We start from the raw sequence: 26,419 nt of genomic DNA, 5'->3' as shown, positions 1-26,419 counted from the left end.
CCGCATCCCGGGAGCTCTGCTCCAGAGGTGACAGCACCGCGGTCATGGCGCTGGGCCTGGTCAGTGGCTCGCAGAGGGGGGCCAGATTTCGTGTCGCATCTGGACCAGTTTTCGCTGTCGCCTGACAGATCCAGCCGGTGGCCAGCAGGCCACCAATCGGAAGATTGGCACCAGAGAACCACCAGGATGGGGAGGGCTCCAGGGGGACCAACTCCAGCAGGGGCAAGGCCTCCCCCAACAGGGCGGCGCAGGGATGGGGATCACAGTGAGCCTGTGGCTCATGCAGCAGCGGATTGGAGAATCGAGCGACCTCCAATCGCCAAGGACCTGATGCAGGCTGCTGATGCATCATTCGAACAACAGGACAGGCCTCATCCCATCCCCATGCATGAAGGACCGTTTGTGGACTTCAGGCCATTCCATCGACCAGGCCATCAGGCGAATCCATCTCCTTCTTTGAGATTAGATCAACACGATGGCTGATGGCGCATCATTGCTGATCACGGACAGGATGCGACATCAATCTCCATGCAGCGCATCATTGGCATGGCACGAAGTTGCAGAGAGTTGTCACTGGAGTGACAGAATTCTGTCACTGAGGTTGGTGCATCGGCATCGCCTTGCTGTTGCAGGGAAGGATTGAGGGATAACATTGGCCAGCCACGAACAGAATCCGGCCATGATGGTTCCGGCACCGGGAGATGACATCCTTGATCCCGAGAATTCTGCAGATGGTCGTGATGCCTCTGCACAGGATTCTGAACATGGTGGGCAGCCTGATGAGGAAAGCACAGATACCCAGCGCAAGGTGCTGCAGATCGTCGGCATCGGTGCATCAGCCGGTGGGCTCGAGGCCCTGGAGGCCCTGCTTGGCAGCCTCCCTCCCGATGCCAGGCCGGCGTTCGTGGTGGCGCAGCATCTCTCCCCGGATCGCCGCAGCCTGCTGGTCGAGCTGATGTCCCGCTGCACCCCCCTGCAGGTCAGGCAGGCGGTCGACGGTGCCGCCCTGCTGCCAGGGACCGTGAGCATCGGACCGCCGAACCACGACATCCGCGTCGACCGGGAGCGTCTGGTGGTGAGCGACCCCGAGCCACGCTTCGGGCCGAGCCCCAGCATCGACCGCCTGTTCGATTCGATCGCCGAGCATTGGGGTGAGTGTGGCGTGGCGGTGGTGCTCTCCGGCACGGGGTCCGACGGTGCCCGCGGCCTCGTGGCCGTCAGGACGGCCGGAGGGCTCACCATGGCCCAGACCCCTCACAGTGCCCGATTCGCCGGCATGCCCACCGCCGCCATCACCCTGGGGGGGGGCCGAACTGGTGCTCGAGCCCGCCGCCATCGGCCGGCGCCTCGGAGAGCTGTTGCCCCCCTCCGGCCAGGACCCTGCAGACGGTGGCCTGGGTGAGAACGCCGATCCAGTCAACGTGTTCAGTTTTCTGGCACGGCTGAGGCACCTCACCGGCATCGACTTCTCGCAGTATAAGGCCGCCACCGTGCGTCGCCAGCTGCAGCGACGCATGACGATCTGCCAGAAACCCAGCATCGAGGAGTACCTGAAGCTGCTGGAAACCGACAGCCGCGAATCCCTCGCCCTCGTCAAGAACCTGCTGGTCTCGGTCACCGCTTTCTTCCGTGATCCGGCGATGTTCGCCGCGCTGGCCGAGAAGCTCGGCCACTATGTCAATGAATGGCCCGGAAGGTATCGGCTTCGCGTCTGGGTGCCGGGCTGCGCCACCGGGGAGGAGGCCTACTCCCTGGGCATGCTGATCAGCGAGGTGCTCGGCCACCCGATGAATCTGGCCGACCATCTCAAGATCTTCGCCACCGATCTCGACGAGGAGAGCCTGGCGGTGGCACGCCGGGCTACTTACCCCGCCGTGGATGCCGAGGCCATCCCGGAGGGACTCCGGACCCGCTTCGTCAGCTTCGTTGACGGCGAACTGACGATCAATGAGTCACTGCGCCGCTGCCTGGTCTTCGCCCGTCACAACATCGCCGAGGATCCCCCCTTCCCGCGACTGGATCTGATCTCCTGCCGCAACACGCTGATCTACTTCAATCCCCCGTTGCAGCGGCGAACCCTGGTGATGTTTCACACCGGCCTGGTGCCGGGAGGGCTGCTGTTTCTGGGCCCTTCGGAATCTCCCAGGCTCAACCCCGCCGGCTTCACCGCCCTCGACGGCGCCCATAACATCTTTCAGCGCACGTCCGAACCCCAGCCCGTCGCCATCGCCTCCAGGGCCCTTTCCGCCCTGTCAGCGCCGTCCGTGCCCGGTCAGGCCTCCAGGCCGGCAGCGCCGCCGGACACCCTGCCCGAGGAGCACACCGCCACCCTGGAAGCGCTGGTGCGCAGCAGCTGTCCCGCCTGCGTGGTCGTCGATGACAACCACGAACTGGTGGAGGTGATCGGAGAGGTGGCGCCCTACTGCCGGCTGCCCGAGGGCCAAATTTCGACCGCGGCCACCGCGTTCCTGCTGCCGGAGCTGCAGCTGGAGGCCCGGGCCCTGGTGCTGCTGGTGCGGGCCGAGGGACAGCCCGTGCGCAGCCGGCCGCTGCTGCTGAAGGAGTCCGGGCTTCTGTTGCGGCTGGAGGCCCGCCCACTGAGGGTGCGCGACCGTCAGTTCACCGTGCTCAGCTTTCTGCCGGAGCGCGACGCCCCAGAGGAGAACGCTGGCAGCGACGATGTCCGGGAGCGTGATAACGACTTCGAGCGGGAGATCTCCCGTATGGAGAATGATCTGCTCAGCAGCCAGGAGTCGCAGCGCAGCTCCATGGCCCAGCTTGAAGCGGCGAACCAGGAACTGGAAGCTTCGGCGGAGGAGCTGCAGGCCTTCTCCGAGGAGCTGCAGTCGGCCAACGAGGAGTTACAGGCCAGCAACCTGGAGCTGGTGAGTCTCAACCATCAGCTGCGCATCCGCAGCGAGCAGCTGCAGGCCTTCACCTCCGACCTGGAAAACATCCAGAACTCCCTGACCCAGGGGATGGTGATCGTGGACCAGGCCGCCAACGTCAATCGCTACACACCGCTGGCGGTGCGCGTCTTCGGCCTGGTGGAGGCCGACATCGGCAGGCCCCTGCTGGGCTGTCCCACCACCATCCCGCTGCCGGGGCTGAAGGAGGCCCTGCGGGAGGTGCTCTCCGGCTCCCCACGCCGGGTGATCGAAGCCGTGAACGACGAGACGGCCTACCTGGTGCAGGTGCTCCCCTACCGGGAACAGGACGGCCAACAGCGCGGGGCGATCATCTCGCTCACCGACGTCTCCGAACTCCGGGAGATGCGCCGGGCCGCCGAAGCCAGCCTGGTGGGGGAGTTCGCCAGTCTCACCGACACCCTTGAGCAGGCCGTCTGGAAACGCGACATCAGCCTGCACCGCCTTCTCTACGCCAGCCTGCGCGTCCTTCCCCTCACCGGCTGGTCTCCGGCCGAGCTGTGCGCCCAGCCGCAACTGCTGGATGAGGCCATCAATCCCGACGACAGGGAGCGGGTATGGAGCGCCCGGGACCCGCAGCGACCCGGCTGGACGGTCAGCTTCCGCCTGATCACCCGCGACGGGCGGCGACGCTGGCTGACGGAGACCGCCAAGGTGATCGACGATGGCCGGGAACGCAGCGTGGTCGGCACCCTCAGCGACGTCACCGACCAGCGGGAATCGGAGGAAGAGGCCCGTCGTCTCTCCGATCTGTTCGAGACCCTGATCAGCAGTCCCGGCCTGGCGCTGGCCGTGCTGAACACGGACCGGCGGGTGGTGCGGGTGAACGAGACGCTCTGCGGCCTGCTGGGCTTCGAACGCGACACCCTGCTGGGGTCCCCCGCCTCCCTCTTCTGCGTGTTGCCGCCCCTGCCGAAGCCCGTGCCGGAGGAGCAGCAGGCCGCCTCAGGGCCACCGCTGAACACCACCCTGCCGCTGCTGCATCGCGATGGCCGCACCCTGCCCCTCCCCGCGCAGATCTGGCAGCTGCCGCCGGCTGGGGATTCGCGGATCGTGATGCTGATCCTTCCCCCACCGACGCCTCAGTCCTGATCGGGCCGCAGCAGGGCCCGCAGGCGGCGGGCCAGGGCCTCCAGCGGCGGGCCGTCGGGGGGGCAGGGGCTGCGCAGCCCGGTCGCCCCATCCATCCAGACCGGATGGCTGCCCTGCCAGAGCAGGGGCTGGTCCTCCCTCTGCCGCCAGGCCAGGGTGAGGTTGAGCTCCGCACCGCTGCGGTAGATCTCCAGCTCCAGGTCTTCCGCCGGCAGCCGTTCGCCCTCGGGGCTGCGGGCCTCCAGCCGCAGGCAGAGATCGGGGCCGTCTCCCCCCTCGGGAGCCACCACCGCGTGGCGCAGGGGTTTGCGGCAGAGGTCGGCCGCCGCCGCCACCAGCTGGCACAGGTCGGTGTTGGCGCTGCCGATGGAGGACTCAGGCGACGGCATCGATCGCCATCACCTCCAGGGTGAGCGGGCCGGCCCGGAAGCCCGGATTGGCGGAGCCGTCGTCGCCGAACTTCGAGTGCAGGATCTGCAGCCGGGTGATGCGCCCGGCATCGAAGCGCAGGGGCAGGCCGAGGGGCAGGGCCTCGATCGGTCTGGCCCGGATGGATGCCCGCAGCTGGGCGAAGGGGATCCGCACCCGGCAGGGGCCCTCGGGCTCGGTGGCGAAGTTGGCCACCCAGCGCACGCCGCCGGGGATCATCTCGGTGAGACCCGCCACCCCGTCAGCGCAGGCCACCGCCAGCTTGTAGTGGCGGCCGTCGCCCCGGAGCTCCAGCTCAAAGGCAGCCTGCTCGGAGAGATCGAGGGGCGGTGAGAACACCGGTGAGCGGCAGCTCACGAAGCCGCCGCCGTCCTCCACCACCTCCGCCTCCAGCCGCAGCCCGCGGCTGCTGACCGTGCACAGGCCCGTGCTGCGGCCCCCCATCACCGTGTCGTTCAGGGCATGCCAGCCACTGAAGCCATCGCCGCGGATCACCTGCATGGCACCCCTCAGGCGCCGGGGAGGTCGGCGGCGGCGGCGGCATCGGCCAGGATCACCACCACGCCGGCGGGCCGCACCAGCCGGGCGGGGGTGCGCTCGGCGGGCTCGACCGGATCGAGCAGACGGGCGAGGGCCTGGCGTTTGCCGGCGCCGCTGACCAGGAAGATCACCCGCCGGGCGGCCGAGAGCACCGGCGCCGTCAGGGTGATGCGGGGCAGTCCCTTGCCTTCCCCGATGGTGACCGGGCGGTCGCAGACGCCGGGGGCCGCCGTGCCCGGAAACAGGGAGGCGGTGTGGCCGTCATCGCCCAGGCCCAGCAGCAGCACGTCGAAGCGGGGCAGGGCGCCGGGGCAGAGCACCGCCAGCTCAGTCGCGTAGGCCTCGGCGCTGGCCTGGGGGGTGGGGCGGTCGGTGGGCACCGGGTGGAAGCGGGCGTGGCTGGCCGGCGGGTGGGCCAGCAGGGTTTCCCGCAGCATGCGGGCATTGCTGGAGGGGTCGTCGGCCGGCACCCAGCGTTCGTCCCCCAGCAGCACATCGACCCGCTCCCAGGGCAGGTGTTCCTCGGCCAGTCGGGCGTAGGCCGCCCGGGGCGTTTCACCGCCCGCCAGGGCGATCTGGGCCCGGTCCCGCTCGGCCAGGGCCAGATCGATGCCGGAGGCGATCTGCTCGGCCGCCTGGCGCGCCAGGTCTTCGGGGCTGGCGGCGACGATCAGCTGGTAGCGGGTGCTGGGTTCGGTCAAACGAGCCACTCGGTGTGGAACGCGCCGGGGCGGTCCGTGCGCTCATAAGTATGGGAGCCGAAGCAGTCGCGCATGGCCTGCACCAGGTTCTGGGGCAGGCGGCCGGTGCGGTAGCTGTCGATGTAGTCGAGGGTGCTGCTGAGGCAGGGCACGGGGATGCCCGCCAGGGCCGCTCCGGCCACCACCTGGCGCAGCCCCGCCAGCCTCTGGTTGACCTGGGCGGCGAACCAGGGATCCAGCATCAGGTTGGGCAGGGACGGATCGGCGCCGTAGGCGTCCTGGATGCGCTGCAGCAGCCGGGCCCGGATGATGCAGCCCCCCTTCCAGATCTGGCCGATGGCCGAGAAATCGAGGTTGTAGTCGTGCAGCTTGGAGGCCTCCTGCAGCAGGGCCATGCCCTGGCCGTAGCTGGCGATGCAGGCCAGGATGCAGGCATCCCGCAGCGGCGCCATGCCGGTGGCCGGCTCCCCGAGCGGGAAGCTGTGGGGGGCGGGGGCGTGCAGCACCGCTTCGGCCGCCATCCGCTCGCTGCGCAGGGAGCTCAGCACCCGGGCATTGAGGGCGGCGTAGATGGTGGGCACGGGCACGCCCATCTCGAGGGCGCTGACCACGGTCCACAGGCCGGTGCCCTTCTGGCCGGCGGCATCGACGATCAGCTCCACCAGATCACCGCCGCTCTCGGGATCCTTGGTGCGCAGGCACACCTCGGTGATCTCCACCAGGAAGGAGGCCAGCTCCTCGGTCTGGTTCCAGCCGCCCAGCACATCGGCCATGGCGTCGCCGTCCATGCCGCCGATGCGTTTCATCAGGTCGTAGGCCTCGGCCAGGATCTGTTCGATGCCGTACTCGATGCCGTTGTGGACGGTCTTGACGAAATGGCCGGCACCGCCAGGGCCGATGTAGGTGACGCAGGGGCCGTCCTCCACCTGGGCGGCCATCTTGGTGACCAGGCTCTCGATGGCGTCGTAGGCCGCCTTGGTGCCGCCGGGCATCATGCTCGGCCCCTCCAGGGCCCCCTTGGCGCCGCCGGAGACGCCCATGCCGATGTAGCCGAAGCTCTTGCTCTCCAGCTCCTTGACCCGCCGTTCGGTGTCGGTGTACAGGGAGTTGCCGCCGTCGATCAGCAGATCCCCTTCCTCCAGCAGCGGCGAGATGCTGGCGATGGTGGCATCCACCGGATCGCCCGCCTTGACCATCATCAGGATGCGGCGGGGTCGCTCCAGCGCCGCCACGAACTCCTCGAGGCTGGCCGCCCCCACGATGTCCTTGCCGGCGCCACGTCCGGCCAGGAATTCCTCGGTCTTGGCGTAGGTCCGGTTGTAGACGACGCTCGAGAAACCGTTTCTCTCGGCGTTGAGGACCAGATTCTCACCCATCACGCCGAGGCCGATGAGTCCGAAATGCGCCTTGCCCATAGGAGCGTGACTGTCTTGCTTCCCCGCCACTGTGGCCAGCGGTCGGCGGAGCGTCGGTGTCCCGGGGAGGGATGTCAGCAACTGCTGGCCCAGCCCTCCCCCGGTGTGGAGCTCAGATCACCGTGCCGTCGGCGATCGTGCCGTTCTTCACCACCACGACGATGCCGTTGCGGATGTAGAAGTTGAGCTCCGGCCGGTCGGCCTCCTCGACCCGGTCCTTGTTGACGATGGTGACGTCGCGGCCGATGCGCACGTTCTTGTCGAGGATCGCCCCCTTCACCGTGGTGCCCCGGCCGACGCCGATGGGGGTGCCGCCCCGTTCCCGCAGCACCAGCCGTTCCTCGGAGGACTCGAAGAAGTCGGCCCCCATCACCAGGGTGTCCTGGAGCACCACCTCGTCCTCGACCCGGGAGCGCACCCCGAGCACGCAGTGGTGGATGCTGCAGGCCTTGAGCAGGGATCCCTCGCCGATGATCGACTGGGTCACCTGGGCGTCCTGCAGCTTGCTGGGGGGCAGGTAGCGGGGCCGGGTGTAGATGGGGAACTTCTCGTCGTAGAAGGAGAAGGCCGGGTTGGGCTGGTCGGTGAGGGCCAGGTTGGCCTCATAGAACGCCCCGATCGTGCCGATGTCCTCCCAGTAGTCGTCGAAGAGGAAGGTCTGCAGGTGATCCCCCTGGGTGAGGGAGGTGGGGATGATCTCCTTGCCGAAGTCGGTGGCCTCCGGATGGCTGGCCAGCAGGTCGAACAGGGTGTTGCGGTTGAAGACGTAGATCCCCATTGAGGCCAGGTAGGGCCGCTTGGCGGCCTCCTCGGCCGACAGGCCCAGGCTCTCGGTGTTCACCCGCATGGCCTCGAGGGCATCGCCCTTGGGCTTCTCGCTGAACTCCAGGATCCGGCCGTCGGAGGAGGTGCGCATCAGGCCGAAGCCCTCCGCCTGGGCCGCATCCACCGGCAGGGCCCCCACCGTCAGGTCGGCGCCGCAGTCGATGTGGTGCTGTACGAACTTGCTGTAGTCCATCCGGTAGAGCTGGTCACCGGAGAGGATCAGGACGTGGTCCACGTCCCACTCCTGGAACAGCCACTGGTACTTGCGCACCGCATCGGCCGTGCCTTCGAACCAGCTGGGGCTGTCGGGGGTCTGCTGGGCGGCGAGCACCTCGACGAAGCCCTGGCCGAAACCGGAGGAGAGGTTGTAGCTCATCGTCAGGTGACGGTTGAGCGAAGCGCTGTTGAACTGCGTCAGCACGTAGATCTTGTTGATCTCGGAGTTGATGCAGTTGCTGATGGGAATATCGATCAGTCGGTATTTCCCGGCGAGGGGAACGGCGGGCTTCGCCCGCATCTTGGTGAGGGGGTAGAGACGGGTCCCCGCACCGCCTCCCAGGATGATGGCCAGAACGCGTTTCATGAGCCCAGTCCTCGGTTCATGGCTGGCCAGACCGTACTGGAGCGTGGTGACGCGGAGCGCGGCGCTGCGGCTTCTCGGTTCATGTTCCGTTGCAGTGAATGGTGGGGCTGGAGCCGGTGAAGCGGGGACCCTCCCGGAGGCGGGGCTCAGGCCTCCGGTGGGTCGTCGTGAAGCTCGAAGAGGTCCTGCATCACCCCCATGGCCGCCCGCCGCTGCTGGCGGGGCTGGGGGGCCCGCAGCCGGGTGACCGGCGTGTGCAGGATCTTGTTGATGATGCCCTTGCTGAGGGCCTCGACCACCTTCCGCTCCCGGGCGGAGAGGTCCGGACCCATGCGGCTGAGGGCCTTCTGCAGCTCCTGCTCCCGGATGTCCTCCAGCTGGAGCCGCAGCCGGTTGACCAGGGGCACCGCCTCGAGGCCGTCCCACCATTCCAGGAACAGGCGTGATTCCTCGGCCAGCAGCCCTTCGGCCTCGGCGGCCATCTCCCGCCGGGCCTCCTGGTTGCGGGCGACCACCTCCTGGAGATCGTCGACGTCGAAACTGTCGACACCCAGCAGGTCGGCCGCATCGGCGCTGATGTTGCGGGGCACGCCGATGTCGATGAGCATCAGGCTGGAACGGCGGTTCAGCCCCTCCAGCCGCCGGGCCGTGATGATCGGCTCCTCGGCGCCGGTGCTGGTGAACACCAGCGAGCAGGTGCTCAGGCAGTGATCCAGGTCGTCCAGGGGACGGCACTGCACGGGCAGGGTGGGGAAATCGGCCGCCAGGGCCTCGGCCCGGGCGACGGTGCGGTTGAGCACCACCACCCCGCGGCAGCCCTTGGCCTGCAGGTGCTGCAGCAGCAGCCGGGCCATGCGGCCGGCGCCCACCACCGCCACCTGCTCCTGGTCGAGCGGCACCAGCTCATCGGTACCCCGGGCCTGGCCCACCTTCAGCTGGGCCAGCTCGACGGCCGCCGAGCTGATCGAGACCGCCCCGGTGCCCAGGTTGGTCTCGGTGCGGACCCGCTTGCCGGTGCTGACCGCCTGGTTGAGCAGGCGGTTGAGGATCGGGCCCACGGAGCGGTGCTCCTGGCCCAGCCGCACCATCTTCTTCACCTGGGAGAGGATCTGACCCTCCCCGAGCACCAGGCTGTCGAGCCCGGCGGCCACCCGCAGCAGGTGGCCCACGGCCTCCTCGTGGTGGTAGGTGAACAGGTGGGGGCGCAGCTCCTCCACCGCCAGACCGGACTGGCGGCTGAGGAAGTCGCCGACGGCGGTGATGCCCTGTTCGGGGTGGCGCAGGAGCGTGTAGATCTCCAGCCGGTTGCAGGTGCTCAGGATCGAGGCCTCGATCACCTGCTCATCCGCCCGCAGACGCTGGAGGGAGTCCTCCATGGTCTGCTCGGGGATGCTCAGGCGCTCGCGGATTTCCACCGGAGCCGTGCGATGGCTCAGACCGACGACGGCGATGTGCATGGAGGCGGGCTCCGAGGTCCGGACTCTGGTGGGATCAGCGCAGGGCGATGCTCTTGGCGCCCTCCTTGATGTGCACCGTATCGGTGAAGCGGGCGCTGCGGTCGAGGGTGCTGATGATCAGGCTGCTGGTGCGGGTGCAGTCGGCCTCAAAGACGACGCCCTTGAACAGCAGGCCGGGGGTGATGCCGCTGCCGGCGAAGACCACGTTCTCGCCGGAGGCCAGTTCCTCGGCCTCATAGACCTTGTCGACGTCGGTGATGCCCATCTCGTTGAGCCGGGCGATGTTGCCCTCCTTGGTGTAGTCGGCCCACTCGCTGGTCTGGGCGACGGCGGGGTCGTACACGAGCTGGCCCTGGAAATGGCCGCCGAGGGCCCGCAGGGCGGCGGCGGAGATCACACCTTCGGGGGCGGCGCCGATGCCCATCAGGCAGTGGGTGCCGGTGCCGGCGAAGCCGCAGGCGATGGCGGCCTGCACGTCACCGTCGCTGATCGGCTTGACGCGGGCGCCGGTGGCGCGGATCTCGGCGATCAGGTCCTTGTGGCGGGCGCGGTCCATCACCACAATGGTGAGTTCGCTGGGGGCCAGGCCCAGGACCTCGCTGAGGATGGCGATGTTCTCGGTGGCGCTCTTGCGGATGTCCACCTTGCCCTTGGCGGCCGGGGGCGCCGCCAGCTTCTTCATGTAGAAGTCCGGGGCATAGAACAGGCCGCCACGGTCGCTGGCGGCCAGCACGGCCATCGAGCCGTCCTGGGCATTGGCGCAGAGGTTGGTGCCCTCGCAGGGATCGACGGCGAAGTCGACGCCGGGGCCGGTGCCGCTGCCCACCTCCTCACCGATGTACAGCATCGGAGCTTCATCCCGCTCACCCTCGCCGATGACGATGCGGCCCTGCATGGCGATGCTGCCCATGCGGGTGCGCATCGCCTCGACGGCGGCCGCATCGGCTTCGTCCTTCTTGCCGAGCCCAGTCAGGTGGGCGGAGGCGATGGCGGCCTGCTCGACGACTTCGAGCAGTTCCTGGATAAGAGTGCGATCCACAACGGTCCGGCAGGGGGAGGGGCCTCAACGAGGGGCCGGCACGCCGGAGGCGGACCGCAGGCAAAGCGGGGAAAGATCCAGCCGCTGCAAGGCCTCTCGGAGTCGAAGCGGGGCCATCGTATCAGCGCGCCCGGGAGCACCCCGGGAGACCCATGGTGGGCCGCTCCTTACAATCCCTTCATTCTTCCGCTGCGGTGGCCGTCCATGAGCACCAAGCCCCTGGTGATCTCCCCGTCGATCCTTTCGGCCGACTTCTCCCGCCTCGGCGACGACGTGCGGGCCGTCGACGCCGCCGGTGCCGACTGGATCCACGTGGACGTGATGGACGGCCGCTTCGTGCCCAACATCACCATCGGCCCGCTGATCGTCGAGGCCCTGCGCCCGGTGACCACCAAGCCCCTGGACGTTCACCTGATGATCGTCGAGCCCGAGAAGTACGTGGCCGATTTCGCCAAGGCCGGCGCCGACATCATCAGCGTCCAGGTGGAGGCCTGCCCCCACCTGCACCGCAACCTCAGCCAGATCAAGGACCTGGGCAAGATGGCCGGTGCCGTGCTCAACCCCAGCACCCCCCTCGACACCCTCGAGTACTGCCTGGAGCTCTGTGATCTGGTGCTGATCATGAGCGTCAACCCCGGCTTCGGCGGCCAGAGCTTCATCCCCTCCCAGGTGGAGAAGATCCGCCAGCTGCGTCGCCTCTGTGATGAGCGGGGTCTGGATCCCTGGATCGAGGTGGATGGCGGCATCAAAGCGAACAACGCCTGGCAGGTCATCGAGGCCGGCGCCAACGCGATCGTCAGCGGTTCGGGGGTCTTCGGCCATGCCGACTACGCCGAGGCCATCACCGGCATCCGCAACAGCCGCCGCCCCGAACCGGCGCTGGTCTGAGGGTGACGTGGCCGCCCCCAACGGGCGGCCTTTTTGTTGGATCCCTACGGCTCAGCTGCCCAGGAACCAGCCGTAGCTGTGCAGGCCGATGCCCAGCAGGTTGACGCCGATGTAGCAGACGGCGATCACCACCAGGCCCGCCGAGGCCACCAGAGCCGGCCGGCGCCCCTGCCAGCCCCGGATCAGGCGGGTGTGCAGGTAGGCGGCGTACACCAGCCAGCAGATCAGGGCCCAGGTTTCCTTGGGGTCCCAGCTCCACCAGCTGCCCCAGGCCTCGTTGGCCCAGACCGCCCCGCTCACCAGGCCCACCGAGAGCAGCAGAAAGCCCACCGTGATCGTGCGATAGCTGAGGCTGTCGAGCTGTTCACTGATGCGGAAGCTGCTGCTGCTGAGCGCCATGGCACCGGGGCCATCGCTGGCCAGCCGGGCCTGGCGGAAGCCGCCGCTGCCGATCGAGCTGCTGCGCAGCTCCAGATCCTCGTTGCGGTCGACGAACAGCACCGCCACCGACAGCAGGGAGCCCACCAGCAGGGCGGCGTAGCTGACCATGATCACGCTGACGTGCATGACCAGCCAGCTGGAGCGCAGCGCCGGCACCAGGGGCGAGGCCTCCTGGAGGCGATCCGGCAGGGCGAAGCTGGCGAAGGCCACGCAGCCCAGGCCCATGGGCGTGGCCGCCGCCGCCACCAGCGGGTTGGGCCAGCTGCGCTCCACCAGCAGCTGGGTGAGGGTGCAGGCCCAGGCCAGGAAGCAGAGCGACTCGTAGAGGTTGCTGATCGGGAAGTGGCCCGATTCCCACCAGCGCAGCACCAGCTGGGCCGTCAGACAGAGATTGGCCGAGGCCACCAGGACCCTGACCACCGGGTTGCTGTGACCGCCGCTGACGGACCAGAAGGCGATGGGCAGCACCAGCAGGAGCAGGGCGAAGGCCGCGAGGCCGAGGCCGATGACCGGATCGTTCACCAAAGGAGCGGATCGAAACCGATCCACTTTGCCGTGCCGTCCCCCCGTTGGGGGCCTCAGCGGCTCGCCTGGCGCAGCAGCCAGAGCCCTCCGGCCAGGCCGATGACCACCGGCAGCCAGGCCGCCAGAAAGGGCATCAGGGTGCCCGTGATCCCCAGAGAGCTGAAGATGAAGGACATCAGGTAATAGCCGAAGATCAGCAGCACGCTGATGCCGAACCCCTGGCTGCGGCTGGTGCGGGAATTGGGTCGCACCCCCAGGCTGCTGCCGATCAGGCCGAACACCAGACAGATGGCCGGGAAGGCGAACTTCTCCTGGATCCGCACCCGCAGCCGTCGTGCCTCTTTGGTGTTGTTGGCCTCCAGCAGCAGCCGCTCCGCCGTCAGGGCCTGGCCCACGGTCATGGTGCTGGCGTCGGTGGGCAGCTGGGCCACCTCGATCGGGTCCCGGGAGAAGGGGTAGAGGTACCGGTCGAAGCTGGCGGACGTGGTGGTGCCGGTGGCGATGTCGATGTTGGTGATGCGGCCGTTGGTGAACTCCCACATTCCCCTTTCTTCATTCCATTTCCCAATCAGTGCCGTGAGCATTTGCCGATAGCCTTCGCGGCTGAAATCAAGCAGCGTCACATCGAACATCACACCTTTGACGAACTTCCTGGCAAAAAAGATATGGCTCAGGACACTGGCATTCTCGCCGTTGGGGAGCTTGACGTCGGTGAAGCGGGAGTAGAGGGCGTTGTCGCTCTGCTCGGTGGCAATCGCCTTGCCCAGGGCCCGTTCGAGGCTGTTGGTGGCCGCCAGATTCGCCCGCGGCACGATCGCGTCGTTGAACACAAAGGTGAGCAGGCTCATCACCAGGGCCAGGGCCAGGGCCGGCAGCACCATTCGACGGGTGCTCACCCCGACGCTGCGCAGGGCGGTCAGTTCGCTGCTCCCCGACAGCCGGCTGTAGGCCAGCAGGGTGGCCATCAGGGTGGCCATCGGGAAGGACAGCACCAGGAAGGAGGGCAGGCGCAGCAGCAGCACCCTGACGGCCGCCAGCACCGGCAGGCCGGACTCGGCCACCCGCCGCACCAGCTCGAACACCGCCCCCACCGAGAGGGAGACGGCCGTGAAGGCGGCGATGCCGAACAGCAGCGGGCCCAGCAGTTCCTGTAGGAGCCAGCGGTCAAGCAGGGGCAGATCCCGCCATCGCGGCACGCGTTTCCAGTCGCGCAGCCGTTCGCCACCCGGCAGCTGCAGCCAGGTGGGGCGCTTCTCCAGCAGGGCCCCCTTCAAAGCTGGAAGCCCTCGCCGAGGTAATGGCGCCGCACCAGGGGATCGTTGGCCACGGAATGGGAGGCACCGGAGGCAAGGATCCTGCCATCGGCCAGGATGTAGGCCCGGTCGGTGATCGCCAGGGTCTCGCGGACATTGTGATCGGTGATCAGCACGCCCATGCCCCGGCCGCGCAGGCTGTCGATCAGGGCCTGGAGATCGGCGACCGCCATGGGATCCACCCCCGCGAAGGGTTCGTCGAGCAGCAGGTAACGGGGGCCCTGGTCGCCCACCGCCAGCGCCCGGGCCACCTCACAGCGGCGCCGCTCGCCGCCGGAGAGCTGGTAGCCGCGGCGGTGCTGGAAGCCGCTGAGATGGAAGTCCTCGATCAGCACCTCCAGGCGCCTGCGGCGGCCGGCCGGATCCGAACCGCTCTCCTGCAGGGCGAGCATCAGGTTGTCGCGGACGCTGAGCTGGCGGAACACACTCGCCTCCTGGGGGAGGTAGCCGATGCCCAGGCGGGCGCGCCGGGGCATGGGCAGGTGGGCCACCGACTCCCCGTCCAGCAGCACCGCACCGCAGTCGGGGCGCAGCAGGCCGGTGACCAGGTTGAAGGTGGTGGTCTTGCCGGCCCCGTTGGGTCCCAGCAGCCCCACCACCTCCCCGGGGTGGAGATCCAGGCTCACGTCGGACACCAGGCGGCGGCCGGCGAGGGTGATCGCCACCCTCTCCAGAACCAGGCTCACGGCTTGGGGGGGGCAGGCTTGGCTGCGTCAGGCTTGGAGGTGCCCTGCTGCTGCAGGCGGAACTTGCTGAAGACCTGCTTGCCGGCCGGCGGCTCCGCCAGCATGCGTTCGCTGTCGAGTTGATACACCAGACGCTCCGCCCGCAGCCGCTGGCCATCGGTGTCGATCACATCGACATCCCCGGTGAGCACCAGACGCCCCTCGTTGCTGAAGTACTGGGCCTGGCGCGAGGTGGCCGTCATGCCGCGGTCGGCATAGACGATGCGCACGTTGCCCGTGGCGGTGACAATGCCGTTCTGGTTGTCGGCCTGCTGCACGTCGGACTCGATCGTGACCATGCCGGTGGCGGGCGCCTTCGGCTTCGGCGCCTGGGCCGTGGCGGCCGGGGCCTGGGCCGCGACGGGACTTGAGGGGAGCACCAGCAGGGCGGCGCCCACGAATCCCGCGGCGAGCACGAACAGCAGTGGTCGGGGGGGCAGGGTCAAGGTGGAAATCGTGGAGGCCTTGAGTGTGCTCAATGTACCGGCGCCGTGCCCGTTCCCCGCGCCAGTTCCAGGCGCGGCAGGGGCAGGCCGGAGAGATCGGCCTGCCCCTGCAGGGCCTCCAGCCGCTGGGCGGCCAGGAGCCGGACGGGCCCCAGGGCCAGCCCCAGGGCCTCATCGCCGCAACCCCGCAGCCGGCCCAGCCCCTCGCCCATCAGCACCGTGGCGCCACGGCGGTTGTCACGTTCGAGGTGCAGTTCGGCCACGGCGATCTGCAGCAGCCCCTGGAGCACGGGCCGCATCGGGCCCTGGGTCTCGTGCCAGAGCTCCTCGAAACCGTCGTGGCAGGCATACCATTCGGCCGCATTGAAGTGGTCGACGGCCTGCCGCAGGCGAGGGTCGGCCTGCAGCAGGGTTTCCTCATCGGCGGATGGGGCGCCGGGATTCAACGCTTGGCGGGCTTCTTCACCGGCATCTTGCGCAGCCGGATCGACTCGGGGGTGACCTCCAGCATCTCGTCGGGGCCGATGTACTCCAGGGCCCGCTCCAGGGTCATCTGGATGGGGGACTGGAGGGTGTCGAGCACCTCGGCACCGGCCGAGCGGATGTTGGTGACCTGCTTGGCCTTGCAGACGTTGAGTTCGAGGTCGGGCGGACGGTTGTGCTCGCCGACGATCATCCCCTTGTAGACCTTGGTGCCGGGGGTGATGAAGAACTGGCCCCGATCCTCGGCGCCCTTGAGGGCATAGAAGGTGGCAGTGCCTTCCTCGAAGGCGATCAGCACGCCGTTGCGACGGGCGTCGAAGTCGCCCTGCATGGGGCGGTAGTCGAGGAAGGAGTGGCTCATGATCCCTTCACCGCGGCTGGCGCGGATGAATTCACCCCGGAAGCCGATCAGGCCCCGCGAGGGCACCACGAACTCCAGCTGGGTGCGGCCGTCGCTGGTGGCCTCCATGTTCTGCATCTCGCCCTTGCGGATGCCCAGCTTCTCGATGCAGCTGCCCACCGCCTCCTCGGGCACGTCCATCACCAGGGTCTCGAACGGCTCGTGGGGGGTGCCGTCGATGGTGCGGAAGATCACCTGGGGCTGGGACACCTGGAACTCGAAGCCCTCGCGGCGCATCGTCTCGATCAGGATGCCGAGGTGCAGCTCACCGCGGCCGCAGACGGAGAAACGGTCGGGGGAGTCGGTGTCCTCGACCCGCAGGGCCACGTTGGTGAGCAGCTCCCGCTGCAGGCGGTCGCGCAGCTGGCGGCTGGTGACGAACTTGCCTTCCTTGCCCGCGAAGGGGGAGTCGTTGACGACGAAGGTCATCTGCAGGGTGGGTTCGTCCACCTTGATCAGCGGCAGGGCCTCGGGGTGGTCGGGGCAGGCGATCGTCTCGCCGATGTTGACCTCATCGAAACCGGCGACAGCCACCAGATCGCCAGCCCGGGCTTCGGGGATCTCCACCCGCTGCAGCCCCTGGAAGCCGAGCAGCTTGCTGATCCGGCCACGCTTGATGCTGCCGTCGTCGCGGATCAGGGCGACGTTCTGTCCGCCGGCGATCGTGCCGTTGTGGACCCGGCCGATCATGATCCGGCCGAGGAAATCGGAGTAGTCGAGGGTGGTGACCTGCATCTGCAGGGGCTTGGTGGGGTCACCCACCGGCGGCGGCACATGCCGCAGGATGGCGTCGAAGAGCGGCTTCATGTTGTCGCTCTCGGTGGCCATGTCGGGCTTGGCGTACCCGCCCATGCCGCTGCCGAAGAGATAGGTGAAATCGCACTGGTCGTCGTCGGCGCCGAGCTCGATGAACAGATCGAGCACCTTGTCGACCGCCTGCTCGGGATCGACCCGGGCCCGGTCGATCTTGTTGACGAAGACGATGGGCCGCAGACCCTTCTCCAGGGCCTTCTTGAGCACGAAGCGGGTCTGGGGCATGGGGCCTTCGTTGGCGTCCACGATCAGCAGACAGCCATCCACCATGCCCAGCACCCGCTCCACCTCACCGCCGAAGTCGGAGTGACCGGGGGTGTCGACGATGTTGATGCGGATGCCGTTGTAATCCACGGCGGTGTTCTTGGAGAGGATCGTGATTCCCCTCTCCCGCTCCAGATCGTTGGAATCGAGCACACAGGTGGGCACCGCTTCACCTTCGCGGAAGATGCCGGACTGCTCGAGCAGGGCGTCCACCAGGGTGGTCTTGCCGTGGTCGACGTGGGCAATGATCGCGATATTGCGTATCGGGGCGCCTTTGATGTCGCCGCTCATGGGAATGTCGTCCTGCGAAGGTGTGGGAAGGGGTTCGACGGAATCGAATCGACGGTGGTCGTCTCCAGGGAAACGGGGCGTTGATGGCGAGACGAAGAAGACATGTCGCTGCCAACGTTGCGTTCAGCTGGGCGTTTGAGGTGGGCGGGACAGAATGTCCAGGGCCCTGAACAGGGACCAACCAGCGCTCTGACGCTTCGTCATGGTTTTTGGGAAACCTTGCCGCGCCGGCCCGGTGGGACCTATGGCGAACGTTGAAGCGAATCTTGATCCTACTCCCACCCCCTCCTTCAAGCCCGGCGGCGGGTCCCCGAACCCGCCGGCTCAGCGGGCCAGACGCTGGGCCGGCTCGAACATCTCCAGGGCTTCGCTGGAACCTTCGAAGCGCCAGTGCCAGGGTTCGTAGCTCACGCCCTGCGGGTTGCCCCTGGGGAAGGAACGGACGAAATGGAAGCGGGCCGCGTGGCGATCGAGCCAGCGGTAGGCCTCGGTGGTCTCGAAGCTCTCCATGAGGTTGGTGGCCGGCAGGCGACCGTCCCCCAGATCCACGGCGAAGCCGGTGCTGTGTTCGGAGAAACCCGGCGGCGCACTCACCCGGGCCCGGTCGATGGACGTCTGGTTGCGCTCGGCCTTGACATCGAAGAACAGTTGCTTCTGCAGATCGACACTGCGCCAGGCACTGAGCACGGTGAGGACGACGCCGTCGGCATCGGCGGCGGCCCGCATGGCCTCTAGGGCCTGGGCCGCATCCGGCTTCAGGCTCAGGCCCGGAGCGATGGCCACCAGGTCGGCGCGATCGGCCTCGGGATAGGGAAAGTGGCCGAGGAGCCGGCCGTCCGGCCCGAGACGGGCGGACAGACCCGGCACCGGTGTGGGCGTGATCCAGGTGCGCAGCGGGCCGATCAGCAGCAGAACGGTGCCACCGGCCAACAGGGCGCCGGTGACCACGACCTGGGCGATCCGCCTGGGGAGGGAGGCCGGCCGGCGCGGGCGGGGCGTGGTGCGCCGGGCCAGCGGGATGTCGTCACCGAGGGGCATCACCGGGGGGAATCACCGAGGCGGAGGCGGACACGGCCCCGCTTCGAGCGTCACCGATCTTAGGTGGGGGGTCATTTCAGAGGTTTCTCTACCGGGCGCTCACCCGTCCGGCGGTGTTAGCTTCCGTCCCACATCCCAATGGCGGAGCAGGTTTCAAGATGTTGCGAGTGGCAGTCGTGGGCGGCGGCCCCAGCGGTTCCTGTGCTGCGGAAGTTCTCGCCAAGGCCGGCATCGAGACCTGGCTGTTCGAGCGCAAGCTCGACAACGCCAAACCCTGCGGTGGCGCGATCCCCCTGTGCATGGTCGAGGAATTTGACCTGCCGGAATCGATCATCGACCGCAAAGTGCGGAACATGCGGATGATCTCTCCCTCCAACAGGGAGGTGGACATCCACCTGGAGAACAGCAACGAATACATCGGCATGTGCCGCCGCGAGGTTCTCGACGGTTTCCTGCGCAACCGGGCCGCCGAACTCGGTGCCCATCTGGTCAACGGGCTGGTGCAGAGCATCGACACCGGCAGCCAGCGCCAGGGCCCCTACACCCTCCACTACGCCGACTACTCCTCCGGCGGCCCCACCGGTGAACTCAAGACCCTCGAGGTGGATCTGATCGTCGGCGCCGACGGGGCCAACAGCCGGGTGGCCAAGGCCATGGACGCCGGTGACTACAACGTGGCGATCGCCTTCCAGGAGCGGATCCGTCTCCCTGCCGAGGAGATGGCCTACTACGAGGATCTGGCCGAGATGTACGTCGGCACCGACGTCTCGCCGGACTTCTACGCCTGGGTGTTCCCCAAGTACGACCACGTGGCGGTGGGCACCGGCACCATGCAGGCCAACCAGTCCCTGATCAAGGGGCTCCAGAAGGGCATCCGCGAGCGGGCCAGCCGCCGGCTGCTGCGCGGCGAGGTGATCAAGGTGGAAGCGCACCCGATCCCCGAGCATCCCCGCCCCCGGCGGGTGGTGGGCCGTATGGCCCTGGTGGGCGACGCGGCCGGTTACGTCACCAAGAGCTCCGGCGAAGGCATCTACTTCGCCGCCAAGAGCGGCCGGATGTGTGCCGAGGAGATCGTCGCCGCCAGCGCCTCCGGCAGCCGCATCCCCACCGAGAAGGATCTCAAGGTCTACATCCGCAAATGGGACCGCAAGTACGGCGCCACCTACAAGGTGCTGGAACTGCTTCAGAACATCTTCTACAGCAACGATGCCGCCCGCGAGGCGTTCGTGGAGATGTGCGATGACAAGGACGTGCAGCGCCTCACCTTCGACAGCTACCTCTACAAGCGGGTGGTGGCGATGAACCCCTGGCAGCAGATCAAGCTCACCGTGCTCACCCTGGGCGCGGTGCTGCGGGGTCAGGCCCTGGCTCCCGCCGGTTACAAGCCGGTCCCCAGTGCCGTGCGTTCGGTCGAGGAGGCCGAAGCGATTCTGGCGGCTGCCGAGCCGCGTTCGGCGATGAAGCCGGCGGGCGTCCACGCCGTCACGCCGCCGCCCGTGGATCCCGATTCCGACGCCGTCAAGGAGCCCGTCCTGGTCGCCAAGTGAGAGCCAGGCCGGCCTGAGGACATCCTCAGGCCGGAGGACCTTTCGTCGGGGTGGGCCTTTGCGGCTGATCGGAGTCGCGGTCGAAGCGACTGACCATCAGCTTGTCGACCCGGTTGCCGTCCATGTCGACGACTTCGATGCGCAGGTCGTCCCACTCGAATCCGTCACCGGCCCGGGGGATGTGCTCGAGGTAGTGCATCACGAACCCCCCAAGCGTCTGGTAGCCGCCCCGGACCTCGTCCGGCAGCCGGCCCTTCCCCACCAGGTCCTTGAAGTCGGCGATGTCCAGGGCGCCATCGAGGAGCCAGGAACCATCCTGGCGAACGATGATCATCGGGTCCTCCCGGTCCTGGCCGGTGGAGAGATCACCGACGATCGCCTCCATCATGTCGTTGAGGGTCACCAGCCCTTCGATGCCGCCGAATTCGTCGGTGACCAGGGCGATGTGGATGCCCGTGCTCTTGAACTGCTCAATCAGCTTCAGGGCCCGGGTGCTTTCGCCCACGAACAGGGGCGGCTGCAGCAGGGCTTCGATGTCACGGGGTCCGTCGCCGAGCTGGGCCGCCAGCAGGGTGCGGCCCCGGACCACCCCCAGGCAGTCGTCGAGGCTGCCGCGGGCCACTGGAAACAGGGAGTGATTCACTTCCATCACCCGCTGGAGATGGGCCTGGGGAGACTCGGCGAGATCCAGCCAGCAGATGTCGGTGCGGGGCGTCATGATCGCCTTGACGGGTCGATCGGCCAGGCGGAACACCCGCTCCACCATGGCGTGCTCCGCCACCTCGAACAGGCCGGATTCCGTTCCGCGGCGCAGCAGGGTCCTGATCTCCTCCTCGGTGATCTCCGGCTCACCGGTCTCGCCGATGCCCATCAGTCCGAGAAGGCGATCGGTGGAGGCCCCCAGCAGGTGGGCCAGGGGGGCCAGCCAGCGGGACAGGGTCCGCATCAGGGGCGCCACAGCGCAGGCGATGCGCTCCGGGTCGCTGAGGGCGATGCGCTTCGGCACCAGCTCCCCCAGCACCAGGGAGAGAAAGGTGATCAGGGTGACCACGATCCCCAGGGCGAGGGGTTCGGACCAGGGGCGCAGCGCCGGCACAGCCTCGAGCAGCGGCTGCAGCGACCGGGCCACCCGGGAGCCACCGAGGGCGCCGCTGAGGATGCCGATCAGCGTGATGCCGATCTGCACGGTCGAGAGGAAGTCGTTGGGGGAGCGGATCAGCTGCAGGGCCATGGCCGCGGGCCGGTGACCGCGCTCCGCCTGCTGCTCCAGCCGCAGGCGTCGGGCCGACATCATGGCCAGCTCGGATCCCGACAGGACGCCGTTGAGCAGGATCAGCACGCCGATCACCAGACACTCCAGCAGCAGCGACGACAGGGGCGACGACGGCGAAGGTGACGGCAATGGGGGTGACGGCACGGATGACGACAGTACGGAGGACGGCGGCAGGGAAACCGGAGAGCCCCCCTCTCAGCCACCCAGACGGCTGAAGTCGGCGAGCACCGAGGCCTGGTTCCGCAGCACGGCCAGCAGTCGCAGGCGGTTGCGGCGCACCTCGGGCTCGTCGCAGAGCACCATGACGCTGTCGGCGCCGTCGAAGAAGGCGGCCAGGGTGGCGCCGCTCTCCCCCAGCCTCCGGGCCAGGGGCTCGTAGCGGGCGGTGCCGCTGGCGGCGGCATGGACCGCCAGGCCCTCCAGCACCGCCAGCACGGCGGCCTCGCTGGGGGAACCGAAGAGATCCGGATCCACCACCCCGTCAGGGCTGACCAGATCCGCCGCCAGATCGGCCTGCTCGGCGAGCCGGGAGGCCCGCTGCACCACCGCCTGCACCAGGGGCAGGCTGCCTTCGCTGCGCAGGCGCCGCAGCAGCTCCACCCGGGCCCGGGCATCGGCCGGATCCCGCAGCAGCCGCTCCAGGGAGACCCCATCGCCCGCCACCGCCTGGACCAGATCGGCGCTGAAGCCCTCCTCCTCCAGCAGGCTGGCCAGCCGCTGGCGCAGGAAGTCGAGCAGGTCGGCGGCCAGGGTCAGGGGCTGCACCTCCAGCGAAGGCAGCAGCCGCTGCCAGTGGGCGGTGGCCTCGGTCATCAGGGCCACCAGGTCGAGCGACCAGTCCCGATCCCAGAGGATCTGCAGCAGGCCGTTGCCCGCCCGGCGCAGGGCATAGGGATCGGAGGATCCGCTGGGCCGCTCCCCCCTGGCGAAGATGCTGAGCAGCAGCTCCAGCCGTTCGGCCAGGGCCAGCACCGCCCCCGCCGCCGAGCCCGGCAGGGCGTCGCCGGCGCCGCGGGGCAGGTAGTGCTCCAGCACCGCCAGGGCCACGGCACGGGATTCGCCCTCCGCCAGCAGGTACTTGGCCCCCATCACCCCCTGCAGCTCCGGGAATTCCCCCACCATCTGGCTCACCAGGTCGTGCTTGCACAGGGGAGCGGCCCGGCGGGCGGCGACGGCGGCGGCCTCGCCCAATGGCAGGGAGCGGCAGAGCAGATCCGCCAGCCAGGCCAGCCGCTGGCTCCGGTCAGCCAGGCTGCCGAGGCCCTCGGCGAAGGTGACCCGATCGAGGGCCTTCACCCGCTCGGCGCTGCTCTGGCGGCGATCCGCCGCCAGGAAGAAGGCCGCGTCCGCCAGTCGCGCCCGCAGCACCCGCTCGTTGCCGCGCCGGATCGTGTCGGCGGCGGCGGCCAGGCCGTTGGAGAGGCACAGGAACCGGGGCATCAGGGCCTCCCCCGCCACCAGGGCCAGGGGATCGGCCGCTGCGTCCGCCAGGCGCAGGGGCACGTAGCGCTGGTGGGAGCGCATCACGGTGCTGAGCACCTCCGGAGGCAGGGCCAGGTACTCGGCGTCGATGGCGCCCTCGATCAGCCGCGGGGACTCCACCAGGTCGACCAGCTCGTCGAACAGGTCCTCCGGCAGATCCAGCTCGGCCCCCGCCGCCGCCGCCGCCGCCTCGAGGGCGGTGCGGATCACGGCACCCCTGGCCTGCCGGTCGACCTGGACATCGGCGGCCTCGAGGGCGGCGGCATAGCCCGCTGCGGAGGGGATCGTCACGGTCCCGGCATGGAGTCGGTGGCCACGGCTGAGGCGATCACTGGCCAGGGGCGGGTCCATGTCGGTGAGCGCCACCGGCACCACCGCCTCGTCGAGCAGGGCCACCAGCCAGCGCAGGGGCCGGCTGAAGCGGCCATCACCGGCGCCCCAGCGCATGAAGCGGCGCCCCTGCAGGGAACGGATCCAGCCCGGGATGCAGCCGGCCAGCACCTCGGCTGTGGGGCGGCCGGCCTCGGTGGTGCGGGCGAACACGAAGGGACCTTTGTCGGTCTCGCGGATCTCCAGCTGGTCGGGGTCGCAGCCGCAGCGCCGGGCGAATCCGATGGCAGCCTGGGTGGGCTGGCCCTCACGAAACGCCTGCTGGGCCGGCGGGCCCTTGCGGTCCTCGACCAGATCCTCCTGCTCCCGGGGCAGGCCGGTGACCGTCACGGCCAGGCGCCGGGGTGTGCCGCCGGTTCGGATGGCGTCGCAGGTGAGGCGGGCCTCCCGCAGGTCGCGGGCCACGATCGCCTCCAGCTGGGGCTGGGCCAGGCGCACGAAATCGGCCGGCAGTTCCTCGGTTCCGATCTCCAGAAGAAAGGTGGCCATGCAGGGGAATGGGCAGGAGGCGACTGTATGCAAAGGGGGGAAACGGCCGGAACCTCCGGCGGAGCGCCCCATCCCGTTCGCTAGTTTCAGTCCAGAACCCTTTCCGCATGCCGATGTCCTCGACGACGGTCGCCGACAGCACGTCGCTCCCATCGGCTCCCCCCGCCAAGCCCCCCACCAAGCAGGAGGCCCTGAAGGCCGGCAGCGGCCACCTTCATGATCCCCTGGCGGCCGAGCTGGGCAACGAACTGCCCAGCTTCACCGATCCCGCCGTCCAGATCCTCAAGTTCCACGGCAGTTACCAGCAGGACGACCGGGACAAACGCCGCAAAGGGGCGGAGAAGGACTGGCAGATGATGCTGCGGCTGCGCAATCCCGGCGGGCGCATCCCCACCTCCCTCTATCTGGCGCTGGATTCCCTCGCCGACCGTCTTGGTAACGGCACCCTGCGCATCACGACGCGCCAGGCCTTCCAGATGCACGGCGTGCAGAAGACCGACCTCAAGGAGGTGATCGGCGGCATCGTGCGGGCCCTGGGCTCCACCTTGTCGGCCTGCGGGGACATCAACCGCAACGTGATGGCCCCGGCCGCCCCCTTCGAGCGTGATGGCTACCCGGAGGCCCGCCTGCTGGCGGATCAGATCGCCGACCTGCTGGCCCCCCAGGCCGCCGAGGGTTCCTACCTCGACCTCTGGGTGGACGGGGACCTGAGCTACCGGATCAAGCCCAGGGGCCCCGTCAAGAAGGCCCGCCGCCAGCAGGAGAGCGGCGCCGTGTTCAGCGGTGACGCGGCCGAACCGCTCTACGGCTCCACCTACCTGCCGCGCAAGTTCAAGGTGGCCGTCACCGTCCCTGGCGACAACTCGGTCGACCTGCTGACCCAGGACATCGGCCTGGTGCTGTTCAGCGATCCCTCCGGCCGGCCCCTGGGCTGCAACGTCTATGTGGGCGGCGGCATGGGCCGGACCCACAACAAGGAGGAGACCTTCGCCCGCACCGCCGATCCGCTCGGCTACGTGGCCGCCGGCCATGTGCTGGAGCTGGTGCAGGCGATCGTCGCCCTGCAGCGGGACCACGGCGACCGGGAGCAGCGCCGCCACGCCCGCATGAAGTACCTGATCCACGACCGGGGGGTGGACTGGTTCCGCACCGAGCTGGGCCGTTACTTCCCCCATCCGATCAAGGGGATGCGCCGGGAGCCCGCCGCCGTTCTCACCGATTACCTGGGCTGGCATCGCCAGTCCCCGGGTCTGTGGTTCGTGGGCCTGCCGGTGCTGTGCGGACGCCTGCAGGGGGAGCTCAAGAGCGGCCTGCGCCGTCTCGTCGAGACCTACCAGCTGGAGGTGCGGCTCACCCCCAACCAGGACCTGCTGCTCTGCAACATCGGCAGCGCCCAGCGGGCTTCGGTGCGGGAGGGTCTGGCGGCCCTCGGTCTCACCGCCCCCGAGGCTCCGGCCCCCCTGGCCCGCCATGCCCTGGCCTGTCCGGCCCTGCCCCTGTGCGGCCTGGCGATCACCGAAGCCGAACGGATCCTGCCGGCGGTGCTTGACCGCCTCGAGGCCCTGCTGGAGCGGCTGGAGATCAGCAAGCCCCTGCTGGTGCGCATGACGGGCTGCCCGAACGGCTGCGCCCGGCCCTACATGGCGGAGATCGGGCTGGTGGGCAGCGCCGTGGACACCTACCAGCTGTGGCTCGGCGGCAGCCACGGCCTGACCCGCCTGGCCACCCCCTACCTGGAGAAGATGCCCCTGGAGAAGCTCGAGGCCACCCTGGAGCCCCTGCTGGTGGCCTGGCGCGACGAGGGCGGCGCCCGCAGCCGCTTCGGTGACTTCGTCGAGCGGATCGGTGCCGAGCGCGTCGGCCAGCTACTGGCCGCCGCCTGATGGCCCGCACCGCCGCCAGCCCCAGCCGGCCCCTGCTGGGCGCCCTCCTCGGCGGGTGTCTGGCGGGGCTGCTGCCTGGCTCCGTGCTGGCCAGTGAAGCCGCGGAGCGCCCCAGCCCCCCCCAGGCCCCTGTCCGGTATTTCAACTCCGACCCCCTGGCCTGCCAGCCGGACGCGATCCGGGCCGCCTACAAGGCCCATCTGCAGCCCTTCGCCGACCAGAGCCCGGCGGTCCTGGCCAAGCTGCGCCGACTGCAGGATGACATGACCCTGGCCAGCCTCAAGCGCTGCGTCCAGAAGGGTCTGCTGACCCGCCCCCAGGCCAGCGTGCTGTTCCGGGAGCTGGGCCTGACGCTGCCGGGCACCGTGATCCCCGTGACCGGCGCCCCAGCACCCGGCGCCGCTCAGCCGGTGCCCTCCCCGGCACCGGCCACGGTCCCTGCCACGGCACCTGCAACGGCCCCGTAGAGCGCCCGCCGCTCGCCGCGGCGCCAGGCCCAGAGCTGGTCGCCGTGGCTGAAATGCCACCACTCATTGGGGTGCTGAGCGAAGCCGGCTTCCCCCATCACCGCCGCCAGCAGCCGGCGCCGCTGGTGCCAGTCGGCGGCCTCGCTGCCGGGGGCGGCCCCGGCGTAGTGGTCGGGCTCCGAGATGGCGCCGATCGCATCGATCGCCCCGCCCATGGCCAGGGGACGGCCGCCGGCCTCGGCCAGGGTGAGAT

23 protein-coding genes are annotated in these 26,419 nt (G+C 68.9%); 6 read left to right on the top strand and 17 right to left on the bottom strand.

What is annotated here, in order from left to right; translation table 11 throughout:
* The first annotated feature begins 808 nt into the window (after positions 1-808).
* Both VB737_RS00115 and VB737_RS00110 read left to right on the top strand, forming a co-directional pair.
* Positions 809-1,402, top strand: coding sequence for a chemotaxis protein CheB (locus VB737_RS00115; RefSeq protein ID WP_500310114.1), 594 nt, complete (start codon positions 809-811; stop codon positions 1,400-1,402).
* On the top strand, positions 1,317-4,019 hold the full coding sequence (locus VB737_RS00110; RefSeq protein WP_500310112.1) for a CheR family methyltransferase: 2,703 nt from the start codon (positions 1,317-1,319) through the stop codon (positions 4,017-4,019). The genes VB737_RS00115 and VB737_RS00110 overlap by 86 nt, the downstream gene beginning before the upstream one ends.
* Here VB737_RS00110 and VB737_RS00105 read toward each other — a convergent pair.
* The 7 genes from VB737_RS00105 to glpX form a co-directional block, all read right to left on the bottom strand.
* Positions 4,010-4,408 carry a DUF8659 family protein gene (locus VB737_RS00105; RefSeq protein ID WP_500310111.1) on the bottom strand — a complete coding sequence of 133 codons (399 nt, stop codon included), beginning with the start codon at positions 4,406-4,408 and terminating at the stop codon, positions 4,010-4,012. The two genes, VB737_RS00110 and VB737_RS00105, sit on opposite strands and share 10 nt — an antisense overlap.
* Positions 4,395-4,949, bottom strand: coding sequence for a CIA30 family protein (locus tag VB737_RS00100; protein ID WP_500310109.1), 555 nt, complete (start codon positions 4,947-4,949; stop codon positions 4,395-4,397). Before VB737_RS00100 ends, VB737_RS00105 begins: the two co-directional genes overlap by 14 nt.
* A gap of 8 nt (positions 4,950-4,957) precedes the next feature.
* The gene (pgl, locus tag VB737_RS00095) at positions 4,958-5,689 is read right to left on the bottom strand and encodes a 6-phosphogluconolactonase (protein ID WP_500310107.1); all 732 of its coding nucleotides are present in this window, start codon (positions 5,687-5,689) and stop codon (positions 4,958-4,960) included.
* Positions 5,686-7,104 (bottom strand): NADP-dependent phosphogluconate dehydrogenase, encoded by a 1,419-nt coding sequence (gene gnd, locus VB737_RS00090; protein ID WP_500310106.1) that lies wholly within the window; start codon positions 7,102-7,104, stop codon positions 5,686-5,688. Before gnd ends, pgl begins: the two co-directional genes overlap by 4 nt.
* A gap of 112 nt (positions 7,105-7,216) precedes the next feature.
* Entirely contained in the window at positions 7,217-8,512 is a 1,296-nt protein-coding gene (locus VB737_RS00085; protein WP_323242996.1) for a glucose-1-phosphate adenylyltransferase, read from the bottom strand.
* A gap of 146 nt (positions 8,513-8,658) precedes the next feature.
* Positions 8,659-9,969 carry a glutamyl-tRNA reductase gene (locus VB737_RS00080; protein ID WP_500310104.1) on the bottom strand — a complete coding sequence of 437 codons (1,311 nt, stop codon included), beginning with the start codon at positions 9,967-9,969 and terminating at the stop codon, positions 8,659-8,661.
* 34 nt (positions 9,970-10,003) lie between these two features.
* Complete coding sequence (gene glpX, locus VB737_RS00075) at positions 10,004-11,008, bottom strand: class II fructose-bisphosphatase (RefSeq protein ID WP_323242994.1); 1,005 nt, start codon at positions 11,006-11,008, stop codon at positions 10,004-10,006.
* A 204-nt stretch (positions 11,009-11,212) separates the two neighbouring features.
* On the opposite strand from glpX, the gene rpe reads away from it, so the two are divergent.
* Complete coding sequence (gene rpe, locus VB737_RS00070; protein ID WP_500310101.1) at positions 11,213-11,896, top strand: ribulose-phosphate 3-epimerase; 684 nt, start codon at positions 11,213-11,215, stop codon at positions 11,894-11,896.
* Positions 11,897-11,947: 51 nt separating this feature from the next.
* On the opposite strand, the gene ccsB is transcribed toward rpe, so the two are convergent.
* The 7 genes from ccsB to VB737_RS00035 all read right to left on the bottom strand — a co-directional run bounded on the left by ccsB (position 11,948) and on the right by VB737_RS00035 (position 18,635).
* Positions 11,948-12,859: a c-type cytochrome biogenesis protein CcsB gene (gene ccsB / locus VB737_RS00065; protein WP_323242992.1), complete on the bottom strand. Its 912-nt coding sequence runs from the start codon at positions 12,857-12,859 to the stop codon at positions 11,948-11,950.
* A gap of 56 nt (positions 12,860-12,915) precedes the next feature.
* A complete protein-coding gene (locus tag VB737_RS00060; protein WP_500310099.1) occupies positions 12,916-14,136 on the bottom strand; it encodes an LptF/LptG family permease in 1,221 nt (406 codons plus the stop codon).
* A complete protein-coding gene (gene lptB / locus VB737_RS00055; RefSeq protein WP_323242991.1) occupies positions 14,133-14,861 on the bottom strand; it encodes an LPS export ABC transporter ATP-binding protein in 729 nt (242 codons plus the stop codon). The genes VB737_RS00060 and lptB overlap by 4 nt, the downstream gene beginning before the upstream one ends.
* Positions 14,858-15,346: an LptA/OstA family protein gene (locus VB737_RS00050; RefSeq protein ID WP_500310097.1), complete on the bottom strand. Its 489-nt coding sequence runs from the start codon at positions 15,344-15,346 to the stop codon at positions 14,858-14,860. Before VB737_RS00050 ends, lptB begins: the two co-directional genes overlap by 4 nt.
* Before the next feature lie 29 nt (positions 15,347-15,375).
* Positions 15,376-15,792: a DUF309 domain-containing protein gene (locus VB737_RS00045; RefSeq protein ID WP_323242989.1), complete on the bottom strand. Its 417-nt coding sequence runs from the start codon at positions 15,790-15,792 to the stop codon at positions 15,376-15,378.
* On the bottom strand, positions 15,789-17,597 hold the full coding sequence (typA, locus tag VB737_RS00040; RefSeq protein ID WP_015108155.1) for a translational GTPase TypA: 1,809 nt from the start codon (positions 17,595-17,597) through the stop codon (positions 15,789-15,791). The genes VB737_RS00045 and typA overlap by 4 nt, the downstream gene beginning before the upstream one ends.
* Before the next feature lie 324 nt (positions 17,598-17,921).
* Positions 17,922-18,635 carry a M15 family metallopeptidase gene (locus tag VB737_RS00035; protein ID WP_500310094.1) on the bottom strand — a complete coding sequence of 238 codons (714 nt, stop codon included), beginning with the start codon at positions 18,633-18,635 and terminating at the stop codon, positions 17,922-17,924.
* Positions 18,636-18,793: 158 nt separating this feature from the next.
* Here VB737_RS00035 and chlP point away from each other — a divergent pair, with 158 nt between their 5' ends.
* Complete coding sequence (gene chlP, locus VB737_RS00030; RefSeq protein WP_500310092.1) at positions 18,794-20,182, top strand: geranylgeranyl reductase; 1,389 nt, start codon at positions 18,794-18,796, stop codon at positions 20,180-20,182.
* Positions 20,183-20,207: 25 nt separating this feature from the next.
* On the opposite strand, the gene VB737_RS00025 is transcribed toward chlP, so the two are convergent.
* On the bottom strand, positions 20,208-21,584 hold the full coding sequence (locus VB737_RS00025; protein ID WP_500310090.1) for a hemolysin family protein: 1,377 nt from the start codon (positions 21,582-21,584) through the stop codon (positions 20,208-20,210).
* Positions 21,585-21,650: 66 nt separating this feature from the next.
* The gene (gene glyS, locus VB737_RS00020) at positions 21,651-23,816 is read right to left on the bottom strand and encodes a glycine--tRNA ligase subunit beta (protein WP_500310089.1); all 2,166 of its coding nucleotides are present in this window, start codon (positions 23,814-23,816) and stop codon (positions 21,651-21,653) included.
* Between the two features lie 113 nt (positions 23,817-23,929).
* Between glyS and sir the strand changes: the two genes are divergently transcribed.
* Complete coding sequence (gene sir / locus VB737_RS00015) at positions 23,930-25,699, top strand: sulfite reductase, ferredoxin dependent (protein WP_500310116.1); 1,770 nt, start codon at positions 23,930-23,932, stop codon at positions 25,697-25,699.
* Complete coding sequence (locus VB737_RS00010; RefSeq protein WP_500310087.1) at positions 25,699-26,166, top strand: hypothetical protein; 468 nt, start codon at positions 25,699-25,701, stop codon at positions 26,164-26,166. Before sir ends, VB737_RS00010 begins: the two co-directional genes overlap by 1 nt.
* Here VB737_RS00010 and VB737_RS00005 read toward each other — a convergent pair.
* The coding region (locus VB737_RS00005; RefSeq protein ID WP_500310085.1) for a M15 family metallopeptidase at positions 26,103-26,419 on the bottom strand (317 nt) is incomplete at its 5' end. The genes VB737_RS00010 and VB737_RS00005 overlap by 64 nt on opposite strands.

The organism is Synechococcus sp. BA-120 BA3, from assembly GCF_034931285.1.
In the GTDB taxonomy this organism is placed as follows: domain Bacteria; phylum Cyanobacteriota; class Cyanobacteriia; order PCC-6307; family Cyanobiaceae; genus Cyanobium.
The sequence above is the reverse complement of the archived record's forward strand: the minus strand, read 5'-3'. Positions and strand labels throughout refer to the sequence as shown.

Coding starts and splice junctions, on each gene's coding strand:
- VB737_RS00105 (WP_500310111.1), bottom strand. CDS start 4,408: ATGCCGTCGCCTGAGTCCTCCATCGGCAGCGCCAACACCGACCTGTGC.
- VB737_RS00100 (WP_500310109.1), bottom strand. CDS start 4,949: ATGCAGGTGATCCGCGGCGATGGCTTCAGTGGCTGGCATGCCCTGAAC.
- gnd (WP_500310106.1), bottom strand. CDS start 7,104: ATGGGCAAGGCGCATTTCGGACTCATCGGCCTCGGCGTGATGGGTGAG.
- VB737_RS00085 (WP_323242996.1), bottom strand. CDS start 8,512: ATGAAACGCGTTCTGGCCATCATCCTGGGAGGCGGTGCGGGGACCCGT.
- VB737_RS00080 (WP_500310104.1), bottom strand. CDS start 9,969: ATGCACATCGCCGTCGTCGGTCTGAGCCATCGCACGGCTCCGGTGGAA.
- rpe (WP_500310101.1), top strand. CDS start 11,213: ATGAGCACCAAGCCCCTGGTGATCTCCCCGTCGATCCTTTCGGCCGAC.
- typA (WP_015108155.1), bottom strand. CDS start 17,597: ATGAGCGGCGACATCAAAGGCGCCCCGATACGCAATATCGCGATCATT.
- VB737_RS00035 (WP_500310094.1), bottom strand. CDS start 18,635: ATGCCCCTCGGTGACGACATCCCGCTGGCCCGGCGCACCACGCCCCGC.
- chlP (WP_500310092.1), top strand. CDS start 18,794: ATGTTGCGAGTGGCAGTCGTGGGCGGCGGCCCCAGCGGTTCCTGTGCT.
- glyS (WP_500310089.1), bottom strand. CDS start 23,816: ATGGCCACCTTTCTTCTGGAGATCGGAACCGAGGAACTGCCGGCCGAT.
- sir (WP_500310116.1), top strand. CDS start 23,930: ATGTCCTCGACGACGGTCGCCGACAGCACGTCGCTCCCATCGGCTCCC.
- VB737_RS00010 (WP_500310087.1), top strand. CDS start 25,699: ATGGCCCGCACCGCCGCCAGCCCCAGCCGGCCCCTGCTGGGCGCCCTC.